This is a genomic window from Qipengyuania gelatinilytica, from assembly GCF_019711315.1.
GTDB classification, from domain to species: domain Bacteria; phylum Pseudomonadota; class Alphaproteobacteria; order Sphingomonadales; family Sphingomonadaceae; genus Qipengyuania; species Qipengyuania gelatinilytica.
Window position 1 is genome coordinate 1,440,158 of record NZ_CP081294.1, and the last position, 16,174, is coordinate 1,456,331.

Here is a 16,174-nt window from a genome sequence, read left to right on the forward strand (position 1 = left end):
GCCGCTGCATCCCTCTCGCTTTCCGTAGCGTAGCTGCTAGGCCTCAAAGGCAGGAGAGAGAATGCCCAGAGCCAATTTCAGGAAGCCGTCGCTGCTGAGCCGGATCGTGCGGCGCATCATCATGGTGCTGTACCGCTGGAAGGGCTGGAAGCTGGACGGACGCCTGCCCGATCTCGACAAGTTCGTGATCGCGGGTGCGCCGCATACCTCCAACTGGGATTTCGTGTTCTTCATCGGCGCCACTGCCGAGGAAGGCGTGCAGCCGAATTTCATGGGCAAGCACACGCTGTTCCGGGGCATGATGCGCAACTTCATGTTCGACATGGGCGGTATTTCGGTCGACCGGAGGAAACGCGCGAACGTCACCGAGCAAGTGGCCGAGGAATTCGCCAAACGCGACAAGCTGGCGCTGGTGATTGCAGCAGAGGGCACGCGCTCGACCGACGGTAGCTGGAAATCGGGCTTCTACCATATTGCCCGGGCCGCAAACGTTCCGATCGTGCCAGCCTACGTCAACAACGAAACCATGGTGCTCGGCTTCGGACCACCCATCGTACCCACGGACAGCTACGGCGAAACACTCGCCGAGATCGCCCGCTTCATGCAATCCAAGCTCCCCGGATACCATCGCTTCGACGTGCTCGAAGCGCAGGCCCGCAAGCTGATCGAGGAGGAACGCGCAGATGGTTGAGATGCTGCTTGTGAACGTCGCCGTGCTGGTGGCGGTCGTGCTGGTGCTGTGGGCGATCTCGGTCAAGATCGACGATGTGTCCTTCATCGACAGCTTCTGGGGCGCGGGTATGGCGCTGATGGCTTTCACCAGCTGGCTGCAGGTCGAAGAACGCGGCGTGCTCGCCCACCTTCTGCTGGCGATGACCGCCGCATGGGGTCTGCGCCTCGGCATCTATCTCCTGCGCCGCTGGCGCGAAGAGGGGGAAGACAAGCGTTACGAACGCATGCTCAGGAAGGACCGCGAGAAGGGCCGTTTCGCCTTTGCCGCGCTGACCAAGATCTGGCTCGGGCAGGCCTTGCTGCTGTTCCTCGTCTCCTCGCCGGCCCAGGTCGGGATCCTGACGAGCGATCCGGCGCAGCAGGTGACCGCGCTGACGATCGCGGGCATCGCCCTGTATCTCGTCGGCATCTTCTTCGAATGGGTAGGCGACTGGCAGCTGTCCCAATTCAAGAAAGACCCCTCGAACAAGGGCGAGGTCATGGACAAGGGCCTGTGGCGCTATACCCGTCATCCCAATTATTTCGGCGATGCCTGCGCCTGGTGGGGTATCTGGCTCGTCGTCGCCAGCGTCAGCTGGGAAGTCGCCCTGTGGACCGTTGCCGGACCGCTCTTCCTGACCTTCACGCTGGTGAAGTGGTCGGGCGCAGCCTTGCTGGAAAAGGGTATGAAGCACACGCGCCCCGGATACGAGGATTACAAGAAGCGCACCTCGGCCTTCATCCCTATGCCGCCCAAGAAAAGCGCCTGATCAAGGCGCGGCGGGGGTTTAACCTTCCGCATGATTGGCTACATTGGTCCCACTCTTGAGGGGACCGACGCCAGTGAGCGAAGAAGAAATCGATCAGATGCGCAGCCGCTTCGCGCGCGAGGCGATGGCGTTGATGGAGCGCACTGGCGAGGAAGTGACCCGCATGAGGCTCGCTGCCGAGCTCAGGGTGGCGCGCTCGCGGATCGATGCGGTATTTCCCGAAGACGGCGACCTGTTCGATGCGATCACGGCAGAATGGTTCGCTCCCTATATCGAGATCATGGACGAGGTGATGGCCAGCGGCCTGCCTCCCCGGCGCAAGATGTATGAATTCTTCGCCCGCCGCTTCGTCTTGCTGAAGCAGAATTTCCAGGACGATCCGGCCGCCTTCCGTCTCTACATCGAGATGGGCGAGCGATATTTCGAGTATGCACAAAGCTACATCGACCTTGGCGACCATTACCTTTGCGAAATCATCGCAGAGGCCCAGGCCGAAGGTCATCTGAAGGACATGGACGTCGATTTCGCACGTTCGGTCATCAACCAGATCGTGTCGACCTATCTCCAGCCCTACAGCATTGCCATGCTCGGCGATCGGCTGACCGAAGAGAAGCTCGCGCATATCGTCGATGCCATCTTCGACGGCCTTGTAGCAGCGGACGGCGGGGCGAGGTCGACCAAGGGCCTTCACGCGGCGTGACGCCACAATGGCGGGCCGCAAGATACTTTTCATCGGATTGAATTACGCGCCCGAACCGATCGGTATCGGGCCCTACACCGCTGGTCTGGCAGAGGCGCTGGTCGAACGCGGGCACGAGGTTCGCGCCATCGTCGGCCAGCCCTATTATCCCGACTGGAAACTCTACCCGGATTACCACCGGCGCTGGAAGGCGAGCGTTGAGAATGGCGTGCAGATCATGCGCTGCCCGCATTACATTCCCGCCAATCCGACCGGCAGCAAGCGCATGGCCCATCATGCCAGCTTCGCGAGCAGTGCCTATCCCGCCGCGCGCCGGGCAAGGCGCGAGATGAAGCCGGACCTCGTCTTCACCGTTGCGCCATCGATGATCGCTGCGCCGGTTGCCGCGCGGATGGCGCGCAGGGCCGGGGTGCCGCTATGGCTGCATATCCAGGACTTCGAGGTCGGAGCTGCGCTGGCAACGGGCCTGATCGGCAAGACCAGCCGCACTGCCGATGCTGCCGCGCAATTCGAGCAGCGGGTGCTGCGCCGGGCCGATCTTATCTCCACGATCAGCCACCCCATGTGCGAACTCCTGCGCGACAAGGGCGTGGCCGAGGACCGCATCCTCGAAATGCGCAACTGGGCGAACCATGCGTCGGGGATCGCGGCAGGCGATGGCGCGTCGCTTCGCCGCGAATGGGGCCTCGAGGGAAAAACCGTCGCGCTCTATTCGGGCAATATCGCGAACAAGCAGGGGCTGGACGTGGTGATCGAGGCAGCTGCGATGCTGCGGGAGCGGGAAGACATAGCATTCGTGATCTCGGGCGAAGGTCCAAACCGCGCCCATCTCGAAGCCCTCGCCAAGGGCTTGCCCAACGTCACCTTCCGCGACCTCCAGCCGGAAGACCGGGTGGGCGACCTGCTCAAGATGGCGAACATCCACCTCCTGCCGCAATTGCGCGATGCAGCCGATCTCGTGCTCCCATCGAAGCTCGGCAACATGCTCGCCTCCGGCAGGCCGGTCATCGCGACGGTGCAGCCCGGCACCGGCATAGCCCGCGAGCTGGTCGATTGCGGAATTGTCGTGCCACCCGAAACGCCCCATGCGATCGCCGAGGCGGTCGAGGCGCTCGCGGGACATGAGGACTATTGCGCGCATATGGGCCAGAAGGCACGCGAGCGCGCAGCCTCGCACTGGTCGAAGGACGCCATCGTCGACCGTTTCGAAGAAGGCATGGCGCGCCTGCTCGGCTAAAGCCCCAGCTTCTCCAGCAAGGCAGCGATTGCATCGCGGTAGGCGTCGGAATTGCGCTGACGGGCCTCGGCGATCGCCGCAAGACGCATCGAATGGAGCAGCTCGCGGTTCGCAATCAGCTTCGCCATCGCCTCTTCGACGCCTCCTGCATTCGGCCGATCCAGAACGAAGCCGCTATTCGCGCTGGCACCGAGCCCCGCCGCCGCGGTCTGGATAATGGCGAGGCCCGATGCCATCGCCTCGGGCAACACGATGGCGGAGCCTTCATTGTGGCTCGGAAACACGAGCGCATGGTGTTCGCGCATGATCGCAGGCACTTCGGCGCGCGGCACTGCTCCGAGTATGTCGACCCGGTCGCGGTATCGCGCAAGGATCGGCTCGGGCAGGCCCAATTGTCCCAGCAGGGTCAGCCGCGCCGAACCCTTCGGCAGTTTGCCGAAAGCTTCGAGGACGTGCTGGACGCCCTTGCGAGCAGCTACCTGTCCGGCAAACAGGAAGCGTACCGGCTCGGCTTCGGGGACGAAGGCCGGATCGACATCGCTGCCGAACAGGGCGGCATCGAAACCGTATGGCAGCAGCTCGAGCTTGTCCGCGACGCCTCCGACCGGTGAATAGGCGCGGATCGTGTCCATCACGAAGGGGCTGCCGCACACGATCCTGTCGGCCGCCGCGAACTCCGCATCGTCCATCGCGATCTTGTCCGCACTCCATGCGGGAGAGCCCTTGCCCAGCCAGTCACCGTGGGTCGCGGCGATGCGCTCGCGTTCCTCGTTCCAGGAACGGCTGTCGGCCATGGTGCGGTCGAGGATCTTGTAGCAACCGGCTGCGCGCGGATCGTTGAAAGCTGTCGCGGACGATCCGTCATAGCCCCACAAGACGAAGGGACCCTCGCGACCGGCCATCGCCGCGACCTTCCTCCCGAAAGTCGCGTTGAGCGCCGCGTCCAGTCGCGTGGCGAGATCACCTGCCCCCAGCCTCGCAGCAATCCTTTCGGGCAATTCGTATCGGGCCATGGCCCTTACCTTGGCCGGATCGAGGCCCTTGGCCGCAAAGCGCGACAGTTCGGTCTCGAGCGGGGCGGACAAGGCGCTCGGCAAGGCGCGGGCAAGACTGCGCATGCGGCTGGAGGGATGGTCGAACAGTCCGGTCGCGAGGAAAGCCAGCCTGCCAAGCTGCTGCAGCGCCAGCGCGGTCTGGCGGCTGTGTTGGGTACCGGGATGAAAAACCGCGACCTGCATCGCGGCCAAGCTCTAGCGGGCTGCGCGCGAAAGCCAAAAAGCATTTTCCTACCGCCCGGCGCGTGATTAACCGGATTGGCTCATCTTATCCAAACAAGGAACCGAAAACGATGAGCGATCCCATTCCCCTCCAAACACCGGCCGGCTTTGCAACCGCCTTCGCGCTCGGCCTCGACGATGGATCGGGCAACCTCGCGCTCGTCTCCGACGCGCGTCCACTGCCGGTAAAGGCGACACCGCCCGCGGCACCTGTGGCGCTCGAGGGAGAGACTACGAGCGATATCCTTGCCGGACCTTTCGTGCCTTCGGCCCTCTCCACGATCTTCTGCACCCTTTCGGGCGACTGGACCGGCAGCGTCACCGTCAAGCGGTCGACCGACGCTGGTTCGACGCTCCATCCCCTGACGCTTGCAGGGGGCATGTGGGGCAGTTTTACGGCCAACGCCTGCGAGCCCGTATGGGAGGAAAGCGATGCTGGCGTCACGCTCTGGCTCGATTGCAAAATCGCTTCGGGCACGCTTGCCTACAGGCTGTCGCAATGAGCGCGCTCACGCTCCCCGCACTGGGGCTCGCCGCTCGCACTGCGCAGGCGCTGCCTACGCTGTTCACCGACCTCGCTTCGCGCACTCCGCCAGCCGAGGTCGTCCAGATCGACACCACCGGCCATTCGGTCCCCGGCAAGGGTGCCGCGCGCTACATCTGCGACGCTCTGTGCGACGAGGCATTGCTCGCCGCCCACCCCCGCTTCGTGACCAGGACCGCCAACAACAGGATCTTCCGCCTGCTGCCCGACCGCAGTTCGCTCGCCGTCGAGCAGGGCGGTGCAGCCGGTGGCGGAACGGTGAACGACCAGCCCGCGATCCAGGCTGCGATCGATTACGCGCATGCAATCGAGGCGGCAGAGGTCCGCTTCGAAGCATCGTCATACCGCCTCGATTGCCCGCCCCGCCTGTCGCCGGCCGAGGACAAGCGTGCCGAAGACGGACATCCACTCGTCGTACGCCGCTCCATCGCCCTGAGGGGCCATGATGCGCAGCGGACCGTGCTCGATTTCCGCGCGCTCGATGGCGAAGACCCGGAGAGCGAATACCAGCTGGTCCCGACATCGGACAGCGATCCTGCGCTCGCCGTCTGGCGTGGCGGCGGCCTCTACCTTCAGGGCGATATTGCCAATCCGGGGCCGGGCCAGCGGACCATCGGGCGGCTGGAAATCGATCGTCTCGTATTCAGGGGCAACCGGCAGCATACCGGAGCCTATGAGTGGCCCGCCGACGCGCAGACGGGCGATGGCTGGGACATCACCGACAAGGCGCTGTGGGTGCAGGACTGCTTCGTCGGCGAGATCATCTGCCGCGACACCGACATGGTGGGCTGGAAGGGCGAGATACTCTTCACCGCGGGCGAGGCCGATGCTGTCGAACGGATCGAGCTGCAAAACTGCCGCTTTGCCACGAGCAATGGCAGCGCGCTCAATCCGGGTGTCGATGCGGAAATCCTCGCAATCGACAGCAGCTTTGGCGACTGCTTCCAGGCGCAGGAGGACGTGGCGAAAAGCCGCGCCGTCTACCGCAATTGCACCTGGCACGATTGCGATGCGATGGGCCTTGGCAGCGGATCGACAAATGGCGTCCTTTACGCACAGGCCTATCCCACGCGGGACGAGACCGGTGCACCGCCGATGACGCTGCTCGAGAATTGCGAATTTCGCGATATCCGTTCGCTGCGCTTCGCCAGCTGGGTTCGCGGGAGCATCCGGACGGTGGATTGCAGCATCTCCCTGAATGGCGGCGAGGCACTTGCGCTGCGCGATACCGATCTGACAATCGAATCGTGGCTGGACCGCAAGACGGGCATCCATGCGCTCGAATTCTACGGAGTAGACACGCTGACCGAGCCGATGCCGGGCGCGCCCGTGGGGATCTACAAGCTGCCGCCGTCCCATGTGCGCATCAGGCTTTCGCACCATCGCACCCGGCATGCCGCCGAACAGGGCAACCAGTGGCTCGGCTGTTTCTGGACCGGATACCTCGACCGTTCGTGCGAGCTGCACATCTCAGGCGAAACGGCAGGTGGCGGTGTCCCGAACGGCGGCGCAACCCCGATATCGATGCCGCGCATCCATTATGCGGCTGCCGAACCGACCAGCAATTTCTGGGCGCGCGGCTGGTACAAGCTGCCCCAGATCACCGGGTCGGGCGAGATATTGCCATGTGCGCCGCGCATGACGGTGGAGATGGCCAGCGGGATTATCGCCGACATGACGCTTGCACGAACGCCGATTGGCGGGGCCGATCACGGCTATGTCGACGGCCAGCGCATCCGCCTCGTGAAGGAGGGTGCGACGGGTGCGATCCGTTTCACCAAGGGCGCCTCCAACTCCTTCGGCGTGCGCGAGACGCGGGTGCTGGACAATCCCTATGACTGGATCGAGTTCAGCTACAACCGCGACTGGCAGAGGTGGGAAGAGGAAGCCTTCTTCTCCGACGCCTGACCTTCGCAATAGCAGATGGGAGGGGATTAATTTACCCTCCCGCTTGCCGATGGGCCGCCCATGCGGAATCTATCCCGCCATGGCGATTCTCTCCGACAAATGGATCCGCGAGGCGGCAACGACCCGCGGCATGATCGAACCCTTCACCGAGGCCCAGCGCCGCGAAGGGAACATCAGCTACGGCCTTTCGAGCTTCGGTTACGACGCGCGTGTGGCGGACGAGTTCAAGATCTTCACCAATATCGACAACGCCATCGTCGATCCGAAGGATTTTGCCGCCACCAGTTTCGTCGACCGCCAGACCGATGTCTGCGTGATCCCGCCCAACAGCTTCGCGCTCGCGCGGACGGTCGAATATTTCCGTATTCCCGACGACGTACTGGTCATCTGCCTCGGCAAAAGCACTTATGCGCGCTGCGGCATTATCGTGAACGTCACCCCGCTCGAACCGGGCTGGGAAGGCCATGTGACGCTGGAGTTTTCGAACACCACGCCGCTGCCCGCCAAGATCTACGCCAACGAGGGCGCCTGCCAGTTCCTGTTCCTGAAAGGGAACGAGCGGCCCGAAGTGACCTATGCCGACCGGGCGGGCAAATACATGGGCCAGCGCGGCGTTACCCTGCCCCGGCTCTGAGCGCAGTCCGGCGCTGACCCTGCGTCTTTGACTCTTCGCGCGGGCCAGCGCACATCTTTCCGCACACAGTGGAGAGATGAGACATGGCTGATAGGGAATTCGACATCATCGTCTATGGCGCGACCGGCTATACCGGACGCCTCGTCGCCGAGCATTTCGTGCGCGAGTACGGCAACGCGGCAGACGGCCCCAAATGGGCGATGGCAGGCCGCAGCGAGGACAAACTGACCGCTGTGCGCGACGAGATCGGGGCACCGGGTACGACGCCGATGATCGTGGCCGACGCGTCCGACCCTGCCAGTCTCGAAGCCATGTGCAAGCGCACCAGGGTCGTCCTCACGACCGTCGGACCCTACCAGCTTTATGGCGACGCGCTGGTCGAAGCCTGCGTGAAGACCGGCACCGACTATGCCGACCTGTGCGGCGAGCCCGCGTGGATGGCCGAGAAGATCGCACAGCACCACGAGGCGGCAAAGAAGAGCGGAGCGCGCATCTGTTTCTCATCCGGTTTCGATTCCATCCCCTTCGATCTCGGCGTCCTGATGCTCCAGAAGGAAGCCAAGGCTCGCGAAGGCTCGCCCGCACCGCGTGTGAAGGGCCGTGTCCGCGCCATGCAGGGCACGTTCTCAGGCGGTACGGCCGCCAGCCTCGGCGCGACGATGAAGGCGGCGATGAAGAACCCCAAGATCATCGGCCAGCTGCGCGATCCCTTCGCGCTGACGCCTGGCTTCGAAGGCCCGGACCAGCCTTCGGGCATGGTCCCCCACTATGAAGATGAACTGGGCAAATGGGCCGCGCCTTTCGTCATGGCCCCGATCAACACCAAGAACGTGCACCGCACGAACTTCCTGCTCGGCCACCCTTATGGCGAGGACTTCCGCTATGACGAGATGGTGCTGACCAGCCCCGGCGATGCCGGCAAGGCTGCCGCCAATGCCATGGTCGAGATGATGAAGAACCCGTTCGGCGCCAAACCGCCCAAGCCGGGTGAAGGCCCGACCAGGGAAGAGCGCGAGAACGGCTTCTACGACGTCCTGTTCACCGGCGAATGGCCCGACGGGAAGACCATCAGATACGGCGTAAAGGGCAAGTTCGATCCGGGCTACGGCTCGACCAGCCGCATGCTCGGCGAAACCGGCATGGCGCTGCTCGAAAGCGATGCCGAAGGCGGCGTGGGCACACCCGGATCCTTCCTCGGCGAAGCCTTGGTGGAGCGGCTTCGCAGCCGCGCCCACCTCAGCTTCGAAGTCGAGGAATAGACCGCTCCTAGATGCTCATCCGTACTGCCAGGCTGACGTTGCGGCCGGGCAGGGGGACGAAATCCTTGGTAAAGCTCGAAGCACGGCGGGCGGTCTGGTCGAGCAGGTTTTCGGCCTTGAGAATGACCGTGACTGCCGGATCGCCGCGAAGCGGGCGCCAGGTGGCGCTTGCGTTCAGGAGCGTGTAGCCGTCGGTCTCGGTCTCGAAGGGAGCGACATCGCGCTGCGCATCGAACCATTCGACTTCCCCGCGCAGGCTGAACTCGCCCGCATCGGCTTCGAGCGCGCCGAGAAGACCGAGCGGCGGAATGCGCGGCACATATGTCCCGTCATTTAGCTTGGCATCGATATATTCGGCGCGGAAATCGGCGCGCAGGTCGAGATTGTCACCTTCGTAGAAATTCCAGACGACCTCGCCCTCGACGCCCGAATAGGTCGCATCCTGCTGGAGATAGAGGAAGACGGGAAGCTCGTCTTCCTCTTCGCCATTGGCACTGAGATAGATGTAATCGTCGAACCAGTTCCGATAGGCAGCGAGCGAGAACTCGAAGTCGCCCGCGATGCCGCGCGCGAAGATTTCAGCGCCCCATGCGCGCTCCATCGTCAGGTCGACGTCGCCGATCTCGAACTGCTGGGTCGCGATGTGCGGGCCTTCGGAGAAAAGCTCTTCGGCACTGGGAGCGCGCGACACGCGCGACAGGTTCACACCCAGGCGGATGCTATCGTCAGCCTGCCATGCAAGGCCTAGCGCGCCTGAAAAGCCGTCGAACGCGCGCTCGACACCCAGCTGAGTGGAATCGACATCGGTGGTCTCGTAGCGCAGCGCACCTTCGAGCTGCAGCGGACCGTCGCCATATTCCTGCAGCGCGAACAAGGACAGCTGCTCGGTGCGGTTGGGTGCCACATAGGCCTCTGCACCCTGGGCGAAGAAATCACGGAAATAATACTGCACGCCGACCGATCCGCGCAGGTCGGCGACGGGATCCTGGACCAGTTCGGCGCGGGCTTCGACGCCCTGGACGTCGAAAGTGGTTCCGACCTCGTCGCCTTCGAACTCGGTATGCGTGTAGTCGGAATAGCCGGTGCGGATTTTCAGGCGTTCGAAGAAACCGTCGCCCAGCTCGATATCGCCGCGCAGGTCAGCGCGATACTGGCGCAAGCCGATGCTGACGGTTTCGGGGCCTTCTTCTTCCCCGACATCCATGCCGCCCTCTTCCTCGTGGTGCCCTGCACCGGGGCGGATCGGGACACCGTAGAGGGTGTCGTAGACCCCGACCGAGAAACCGAGGCTCGAATCGCCGCGGAAGAATGCAAGACCGCCGTTCGCGGTCCAGGTTTCGGTGCCGCTGTTGAACAGCGTTCCCCTGGCATTGGCTGCCTCGCGCAGCTCTTCGGCTTCTTCGAATTCGCCTGCGTCCTCTTCCTCGGCCGCTTCCTCGAGGAGTTCGGCGCGCAGGCCGTCGGCAAGCACGAAGCCGGGAACCTGGACGTCGTCGGTTTTGCGATAGGATCCGTCGGCGTGGAATACGAAACCGTCGCCGACCGGGATGTCGAAGGAGGCACCGCCTTCGCGAAGGTCGGCCACCGTGTCGACACGTACCAACGCATCGATATGTACCGGCTCGGTCGGAATGCGGCGCGGGATGCGCTTGTCGATTACATTGACGGCGCCGCCGATCGCCTGGCTGCCGTAAAGGAGCACCGCCGGTCCGCGCAGGACCTCGATGCTCTCGGCGGTCAGGGGATCGATCGATACGGCGTGATCGGCCGAAGTGTTCGACACGTCGATCGCGCCGATCCCGTCAACGAGGACCTTCACGCGCTCGCCGGAAAAGCCGCGCAGGATCGGTCGTGATGCGCCCGGCGCAAAGCCGGTTGCGGTTACGCCGGGAAGCGAAGCGAGGACTTCACCGATCTGGCCATTCATGTTTTCGTCGAGATCGTCGCCTGCAACCACGCTGGCACCTGCGAGAATGTCGAACTGGCGCAGGCCTTCCGCGCTGACGATGATCGTGCCGTCCGCGTCGATACGGCGGTTATGGAAATCGTCCTCGCCCGTTTCCTCGACCACGATGGTCTCGGATGCAGTCGGACTGCCCTGCTGCTCTTCCTCGGCGGACTGATCTTGCGCCATCGTCGGCGCCGCAGTTGCCACTGCGATGATGGAAAGCGAAGCAGCCAGGCTGCGGCGAAGCGATGCGGTCTGATACAACATATCGCGACCTATTAGTGTCGCATTGCCCGACTGCAACCGGATTCGCGATAAAATGCATATGCGCACGACGAACGACAGCGAGGCCTGAGGGCCTGCTGCGTCTGATTCACGTCGTCTTGGAAAAATGGAGCGGGCGAGGCGATTCGAACGCCCGACCCCAACCTTGGCAAGGTTGTGCTCTACCCCTGAGCTACGCCCGCTCACTGGCGCTCTACCGGGCGTGGCCCGGTGGGGAGGCGCGCAACTAGCAACGGCTTATGAGTCTCGCAAGCGAAAAAATGCACTTTTTTGACCCGCGCCGATCGAGCGCCTACGCCCCTTCACATTCGCGAGCCGGGACCCACATGGGGACCCGACGTTTTATTTATTGAAAGGCGGAATTACGTGGCAAGCATGGGGCTGAGCATCGACGAGCAAAAGGCGGTCGAGAAATTCAAGGCAGAGGTCGTCGAACCGTCGATGACCAAGCTGGTCATTCTCGATTTTTATGCCGACTGGTGCGGGCCGTGCAAGGCGATCGCCCCGATGCTGGAAAAGGTCGCGGGCGAATATGCCGACAAGGGCGTGGTGCTGGTGAAGGTCGATGTCGACCAGGAAAAGTTCATCGCCGCGCAGTTCCAGGTCCAGTCGATCCCCACGATCTACGCCATGTTCCAGGGTCAGCCGGTGGCCGACCTGACGCAGGCCCGCAGCGAATCGCAGCTGAAGGAAGTGCTCGACCAGATCCTGGCGCAGCTTCCGATCCAGGGCGGGGATGCCGACGGCGCCGAAGCGCAGATGGTCCAGCAGGTGGAACAATATGTCGCCATGGGCGAACAGATGCTGACCGAAGGCGACCCTGCACGCGCTGCCGGTGTCTTCGCGCAGGTTACCGAGATGGCGCCTGACAATGTCGCAGCCCATGCCGGCCTGATCCGCGCGCTGACGCAGGCCGACCAGATCGAGGAAGCCAGGGGCGTGCTCGCCGCCGTCGAAGCCAATCCCGCCCTTGCCAGCGATCCGCAGATCGAGAACGCCAAGGCCGCGCTCGAGCTTGCCGGCAACAAGGTCGACGACGGCGAGCTGGCGGCCCTGCGCGAAAAGGCGCAGGCCGATCCCGCCGATATGGATGCGCGCCTCGCCTATGCCGAGGCAGCCTTCGCCGCCGGTGACCGCGATGCGGCAGCCGACGAGCTGCTCGCCATGTTCGAGGCCGACCGCGAATGGAACGAGGGTGCGGCCAAGGCCAAGCTGCTCGATATCTTCAGCGCCGTCGGTCTCGAAGATCCGTGGGTGGTGGCCACCCGCCGCCGCCTTTCGAAGCTGTTGTTCGGTTAGAAGCGATTTGACACGACGCCTCTCCATCTTCCCCCTGCCCGGCGCGATCCTGTTCCCGGGCCTGCAGCTGCCGTTGCATATTTTCGAGCCGCGTTATCGCGAGCTCGTCGGCAGCGCGCTGGCCAAGGACAGGCTGATCGGGATGATCCAGCCGCAGCGCAGCTCGGACGGCGCGCCGCTATACGAGATCGGGTGCATCGGCCGCATCGGCGATGTCGAAGCACTGGAGGACGGGCGCTATAATATCGTGCTGGAAGGCGAAGCGCGCTTCCGTGTCCTGCGCGAACTCGACGTCACCACCGCCTTCCGGCAGGTCGAGGCCGAGCTGATCGAAGAGCCGGAGAACGAAGTGCTCGCCAGCGTGGAGCGTGCCGGATTCGAATTCGAGGCCAAGCGCTTTGCCGCCATGCAGGGCTATTCGGTGGACTGGGATTCGGTCGAGCGGCTGGACGATGAAACGCTGATCAACGGAGTGGCCCAGATCGCCCCCTTCGACAGCGCCGCCAAGCAGGCACTGCTCGAGGCTGCCACCCTATCGGAACGCTGCGAGCTAATGATCCAGCTGATGCAGTTCTTCGCCTTGCGCGACGACGACGACGAGATCGTGACCCTCCAGTGAAGATAGTCGTTCCGCTCTTGGTCGCAATTGCGGCCTCATCCGGCACCTCGGCTTCCGGACAAGACAGCAAGGCCGACCAAACCGCCGTCTATGCCCTTGAAGCGATGCTCAAGGACGGCGACTTCGAAGCACGAGAAGATCTCCCCACTGACATCGTCTATTGTGGCGGCGAAACGACACGCGCGGAGGTTTCCCGTTTTTTCTCGCACCTGAGCGCGGGTATCAAGGAAGGTCTGCCCGCTCCCTATTTCAACCAGTTTGTCGCCGACCGTTTCAGCGTGAATAGGGACGATAGATTTATGGTCTTCGATCGCGAAGACTTCACATCGGTAACGCCGAGGTTCTTCTCGCGAGAGGATTGGATCAGGATAGCTGACAAAGGTGCGCCAGCCCTTGAAGATATGGGCTGGCGCGGTTGCATGATGGATCGTGGCAAAATCTGGATCTCTGCCGACGAGAAGGGTTTGCGTATTTCGTCGATCAATCATGACATGCCTTGGCTGTCGCCCGACTAGATCCCGAAGCTTCCCCTCAAACCGTCGATCACATACTGGGCCGCAAGCGCTGCCAGGAGCACGCCGAGGACGCGGGTGATCGCGGCTTCGACCTTGTCGCCGAACAGCCGCATGATCGGGCCTGCTGCCATGAGGGCCAGCATCGTGATGATGAGGACTGCCGCCAGCGCGCCGAGCACGACGAGGTTCTGCTCGATCCCGTCAGCTTCGTTCATCAGCAGCATGATCGCAGCGATCGCACCCGGACCGGCCAGCATGGGGATGGCCATGGGGAAGATCGAGACGTCTTCCACCTCGGGCGTCGAAGCGACTTTCTCTGCCCGCTCCTCACGCCGCTGGGTGCGTTTTTCGAAGACCATTTCGAAAGCGATCCAGAACAGCATCAGCCCGCCCGCGATACGGAAGCTGTCGAGCTCGATGTGGAGCGCGCCGAGCAATTGCTCGCCGAAAAGTGCGAAAATCAGGAGGATCACGCCTGCAATAATCGCCGCGCGGATCGCCATGTTGCGCCGCTGCGCGGAAGTCGCGCCCTTGGTCAGACCGGCATAGATCGGCGCGCAACCCGGAGGGTCGATCACGACGAACAGCGTGACGAATGCAGACAGGAAGAGCTGTGTCATTCGGCGGCTCCTGCGGGCTGGGCGATGTTCACGACCTGCTCCCACCCGGCATCGGTCACAAGCCAGACGACGTAGCGGCGCTCGCCTTCACCCACCAACTGGAAGCCCCATGCGAGCGAGCCGTCGCGCGAAAGCTTCAGCGGAATGGTCGAATCCGGTTCGCCGACGTCGACTGACTTTTCGCAAGCCGCCACGGCGGTCTGGATCAGTTCGGGCGCTTCGGGTGCGACGTCCTGCGGAAAGCCGAAATCGAAGACATATTTGTAGTCACCATCGCGCTGGCGCTGCCAGACGGTGTTGAAGGTGCCGACCTGTCCTTCGGGATCTTCGAACGCGCCTTGCGTCACCGCGATCGATCCGTCGCAGCTCGACCAGAGCCGGTGCGGTTGCCATGAAACGGCTGCGGCGGGATCTTCGAGCGTCTTGAGCCAGGGCTTGGCCTCGATCGCGCCATTGCGGCCGAAGATCAGCGCGCCGTCCGCAGCATATTCGAGAAAGGCGGTCCACTGGCCGTCTTCCTGCGCCGCGCGCGCGAAGGCGAGTTCGGTCGCCACCACCTTGCTCGGCTGGGCGACCGGCTGAAGGAAACGCCCATAGCGGTCACGCGGGTTCGGCCCTGCATTGCAAGCTGCAAGCGAGAGTGCCGAAATGGCGAGAACCAGGCTGCGCGCGATCACAGGCTGTCCGGAACGTCGAGCCCGGCGTTCCGGTAGGCGGCGACCAGCGTATTGCGCAGCAGCACGGCGATGGTCATCGGGCCGACCCCGCCGGGCACCGGAGTAATCGCACCGGCAACGCCTTCGGCACCGGCATAGTCGACATCGCCGACCAGGCGCCCCTTCTCCTCGCCATCGGCAGGAGGCAGGCGGTTGATGCCGACATCGATCACGGTCGCGCCGTCCTTGAGCCATTCGGCCTTCACCATTTTGGCGCGGCCCACGGCGGCAACGACGATGTCCGCGCGCTTGACTACGGCAGGCAAATCTTTCGTCCTGCTATGCGCAATTGTGACGGTGGCATTGGCGTCGAGCAGCAGCTGCGCCATCGGCTTGCCGACGATGTTCGAGCGGCCGATCACGACCGCCTCGAGACCAGAGAGATCACCCAGCCGGTCTGCCAGCAACATCATGCAGCCGAGCGGGGTGCAGGGCACGAAGCCGCTCTGCCCGACGGCAAGCCGTCCGGCGTTGGTCACATGGAAGCCGTCGACATCCTTGTTCGGGCTGATCGCGGCGATGACCGCCTGCTCGTCGAGATGGTCGGGCAGCGGCAGCTGGACGAGGATCCCGTCGACCGCTTCGTCGCGGTTGAGCTGGTCGACCAGCGCGAGGAGGTCTTCTTCCGACGTATCGGCAGGCAGGCGGTGCTCGAAGCTTTCCATGCCCGCAGCCACGGTCGCCTTGTGCTTGCTGCGCACATAGACCTGGCTGGCCGGGTCCTCGCCCACCAGCACCACGGCAAGCCCGGCCTTGCGGCCCGACCATTGTTCGAACTGGCCCGCCATTTCGCCCACCCGCTCACGCAGGCGTGCGGCGAAAGCTTTGCCGTCGATCCGTTCCGCGGTCATTAGTAAGGCCCCATGCCGACGAGGATACGAATGATAATCCACATGCCCATCAGCAGGATCATAGGCGAGAAATCGATCGCGCCGGTGTCCGGAATCATCCTGCGGATCGGATTGAGTAGCGGAGCGAGCAGCCGACTGATCGAATCGTAGACGCTCGACAGGAACGGCTGACGCGGATCGACGACATTGAAGGCGAAGAGCAGACCGATGATGAACCAGACAATCACGATCATGTTCAGCGTCTGCATGATCATGATGAGAATATCGATGAGGGTCTTCAT

17 protein-coding genes and 1 tRNA gene are annotated in these 16,174 nt (G+C 63.5%); 11 read left to right on the forward strand and 7 right to left on the reverse strand.

The window, feature by feature from the left end:
- Positions 1-61 precede the first annotated feature (61 nt).
- From K3136_RS07190 to K3136_RS07205, 4 genes are all read left to right on the forward strand, one after another.
- Positions 62-691 (forward strand): 1-acyl-sn-glycerol-3-phosphate acyltransferase, encoded by a 630-nt coding sequence (locus tag K3136_RS07190; RefSeq protein WP_221429669.1) that lies wholly within the window; start codon positions 62-64, stop codon positions 689-691.
- The gene (locus K3136_RS07195) at positions 684-1,481 is read left to right on the forward strand and encodes a DUF1295 domain-containing protein (RefSeq protein WP_221429670.1); all 798 of its coding nucleotides are present in this window, start codon (positions 684-686) and stop codon (positions 1,479-1,481) included. Before K3136_RS07190 ends, K3136_RS07195 begins: the two co-directional genes overlap by 8 nt.
- Positions 1,482-1,554: 73 nt before the next feature.
- Positions 1,555-2,181: a hypothetical protein gene (locus K3136_RS07200; RefSeq protein ID WP_221429671.1), complete on the forward strand. Its 627-nt coding sequence runs from the start codon at positions 1,555-1,557 to the stop codon at positions 2,179-2,181.
- A gap of 7 nt (positions 2,182-2,188) precedes the next feature.
- Complete coding sequence (locus K3136_RS07205) at positions 2,189-3,418, forward strand: WcaI family glycosyltransferase (RefSeq protein WP_221429672.1); 1,230 nt, start codon at positions 2,189-2,191, stop codon at positions 3,416-3,418.
- Here the strand turns inward: K3136_RS07205 and K3136_RS07210 are convergent.
- Positions 3,415-4,656: a glycosyltransferase family 4 protein gene (locus K3136_RS07210; RefSeq protein WP_221429673.1), complete on the reverse strand. Its 1,242-nt coding sequence runs from the start codon at positions 4,654-4,656 to the stop codon at positions 3,415-3,417. The two genes, K3136_RS07205 and K3136_RS07210, sit on opposite strands and share 4 nt — an antisense overlap.
- Positions 4,657-4,766: 110 nt before the next feature.
- On the opposite strand from K3136_RS07210, the gene K3136_RS07215 reads away from it, so the two are divergent.
- The 4 genes from K3136_RS07215 (at position 4,767) to K3136_RS07230 (ending at position 9,040) form a co-directional block, all read left to right on the forward strand.
- Positions 4,767-5,198, forward strand: a complete 432-nt coding sequence (locus K3136_RS07215; protein WP_221429674.1) for a hypothetical protein — start codon at positions 4,767-4,769, stop codon at positions 5,196-5,198.
- Positions 5,195-7,147 (forward strand): hypothetical protein, encoded by a 1,953-nt coding sequence (locus tag K3136_RS07220; protein ID WP_221429675.1) that lies wholly within the window; start codon positions 5,195-5,197, stop codon positions 7,145-7,147. The genes K3136_RS07215 and K3136_RS07220 overlap by 4 nt, the downstream gene beginning before the upstream one ends.
- Positions 7,148-7,226: 79 nt before the next feature.
- Positions 7,227-7,781 carry a dCTP deaminase gene (dcd, locus tag K3136_RS07225; RefSeq protein WP_221429676.1) on the forward strand — a complete coding sequence of 185 codons (555 nt, stop codon included), beginning with the start codon at positions 7,227-7,229 and terminating at the stop codon, positions 7,779-7,781.
- Positions 7,782-7,864: 83 nt separating this feature from the next.
- The gene (locus K3136_RS07230) at positions 7,865-9,040 is read left to right on the forward strand and encodes a saccharopine dehydrogenase family protein (protein ID WP_221429677.1); all 1,176 of its coding nucleotides are present in this window, start codon (positions 7,865-7,867) and stop codon (positions 9,038-9,040) included.
- A gap of 7 nt (positions 9,041-9,047) precedes the next feature.
- Here K3136_RS07230 and K3136_RS07235 read toward each other — a convergent pair whose 3' ends face one another.
- Both K3136_RS07235 and K3136_RS07240 read right to left on the reverse strand, forming a co-directional pair.
- Positions 9,048-11,255 (reverse strand): TonB-dependent receptor, encoded by a 2,208-nt coding sequence (locus K3136_RS07235; RefSeq protein WP_221429678.1) that lies wholly within the window; start codon positions 11,253-11,255, stop codon positions 9,048-9,050.
- Positions 11,256-11,380: 125 nt separating this feature from the next.
- Positions 11,381-11,455 (reverse strand) — tRNA-Gly (locus K3136_RS07240).
- A 193-nt stretch (positions 11,456-11,648) separates the two neighbouring features.
- On the opposite strand from K3136_RS07240, the gene K3136_RS07245 reads away from it, so the two are divergent.
- The 3 genes from K3136_RS07245 to K3136_RS07255 are packed head-to-tail and all read left to right on the forward strand — an operon-like array spanning position 11,649 to position 13,706.
- Positions 11,649-12,572 (forward strand): tetratricopeptide repeat protein, encoded by a 924-nt coding sequence (locus tag K3136_RS07245; protein ID WP_221432260.1) that lies wholly within the window; start codon positions 11,649-11,651, stop codon positions 12,570-12,572.
- A gap of 7 nt (positions 12,573-12,579) precedes the next feature.
- A complete protein-coding gene (locus K3136_RS07250) occupies positions 12,580-13,191 on the forward strand; it encodes an LON peptidase substrate-binding domain-containing protein (RefSeq protein WP_221429679.1) in 612 nt (203 codons plus the stop codon).
- Positions 13,188-13,706, forward strand: a complete 519-nt coding sequence (locus tag K3136_RS07255) for a hypothetical protein (RefSeq protein ID WP_221429680.1) — start codon at positions 13,188-13,190, stop codon at positions 13,704-13,706. Before K3136_RS07250 ends, K3136_RS07255 begins: the two co-directional genes overlap by 4 nt.
- Here the strand turns inward: K3136_RS07255 and K3136_RS07260 are convergent.
- The 4 genes from K3136_RS07260 to K3136_RS07275 are packed head-to-tail and all read right to left on the reverse strand — an operon-like array spanning position 13,703 to position 16,174.
- Entirely contained in the window at positions 13,703-14,326 is a 624-nt protein-coding gene (locus K3136_RS07260; RefSeq protein ID WP_221429681.1) for a MarC family protein, read from the reverse strand. The two genes, K3136_RS07255 and K3136_RS07260, sit on opposite strands and share 4 nt — an antisense overlap.
- Positions 14,323-15,003, reverse strand: a complete 681-nt coding sequence (locus K3136_RS07265; RefSeq protein WP_221429682.1) for a hypothetical protein — start codon at positions 15,001-15,003, stop codon at positions 14,323-14,325. Before K3136_RS07265 ends, K3136_RS07260 begins: the two co-directional genes overlap by 4 nt.
- Positions 15,000-15,893, reverse strand: coding sequence for a bifunctional methylenetetrahydrofolate dehydrogenase/methenyltetrahydrofolate cyclohydrolase FolD (folD, locus tag K3136_RS07270; protein WP_221429683.1), 894 nt, complete (start codon positions 15,891-15,893; stop codon positions 15,000-15,002). Before folD ends, K3136_RS07265 begins: the two co-directional genes overlap by 4 nt.
- A complete protein-coding gene (locus K3136_RS07275; protein WP_221429684.1) occupies positions 15,893-16,174 on the reverse strand; it encodes a YggT family protein in 282 nt (93 codons plus the stop codon). The genes folD and K3136_RS07275 overlap by 1 nt, the downstream gene beginning before the upstream one ends.

Coding starts and splice junctions, on each gene's coding strand:
- K3136_RS07190 (WP_221429669.1), top strand. CDS start 62: ATGCCCAGAGCCAATTTCAGGAAGCCGTCGCTGCTGAGCCGGATCGTG.
- K3136_RS07195 (WP_221429670.1), top strand. CDS start 684: ATGGTTGAGATGCTGCTTGTGAACGTCGCCGTGCTGGTGGCGGTCGTG.
- K3136_RS07205 (WP_221429672.1), top strand. CDS start 2,189: ATGGCGGGCCGCAAGATACTTTTCATCGGATTGAATTACGCGCCCGAA.
- K3136_RS07210 (WP_221429673.1), bottom strand. CDS start 4,656: ATGCAGGTCGCGGTTTTTCATCCCGGTACCCAACACAGCCGCCAGACC.
- K3136_RS07215 (WP_221429674.1), top strand. CDS start 4,767: ATGAGCGATCCCATTCCCCTCCAAACACCGGCCGGCTTTGCAACCGCC.
- K3136_RS07220 (WP_221429675.1), top strand. CDS start 5,195: ATGAGCGCGCTCACGCTCCCCGCACTGGGGCTCGCCGCTCGCACTGCG.
- dcd (WP_221429676.1), top strand. CDS start 7,227: ATGGCGATTCTCTCCGACAAATGGATCCGCGAGGCGGCAACGACCCGC.
- K3136_RS07230 (WP_221429677.1), top strand. CDS start 7,865: ATGGCTGATAGGGAATTCGACATCATCGTCTATGGCGCGACCGGCTAT.
- K3136_RS07235 (WP_221429678.1), bottom strand. CDS start 11,255: ATGTTGTATCAGACCGCATCGCTTCGCCGCAGCCTGGCTGCTTCGCTT.
- K3136_RS07245 (WP_221432260.1), top strand. CDS start 11,649: ATGGGGCTGAGCATCGACGAGCAAAAGGCGGTCGAGAAATTCAAGGCA.
- K3136_RS07260 (WP_221429681.1), bottom strand. CDS start 14,326: ATGACACAGCTCTTCCTGTCTGCATTCGTCACGCTGTTCGTCGTGATC.
- folD (WP_221429683.1), bottom strand. CDS start 15,893: ATGACCGCGGAACGGATCGACGGCAAAGCTTTCGCCGCACGCCTGCGT.
- K3136_RS07275 (WP_221429684.1), bottom strand. CDS start 16,174: ATGAAGACCCTCATCGATATTCTCATCATGATCATGCAGACGCTGAAC.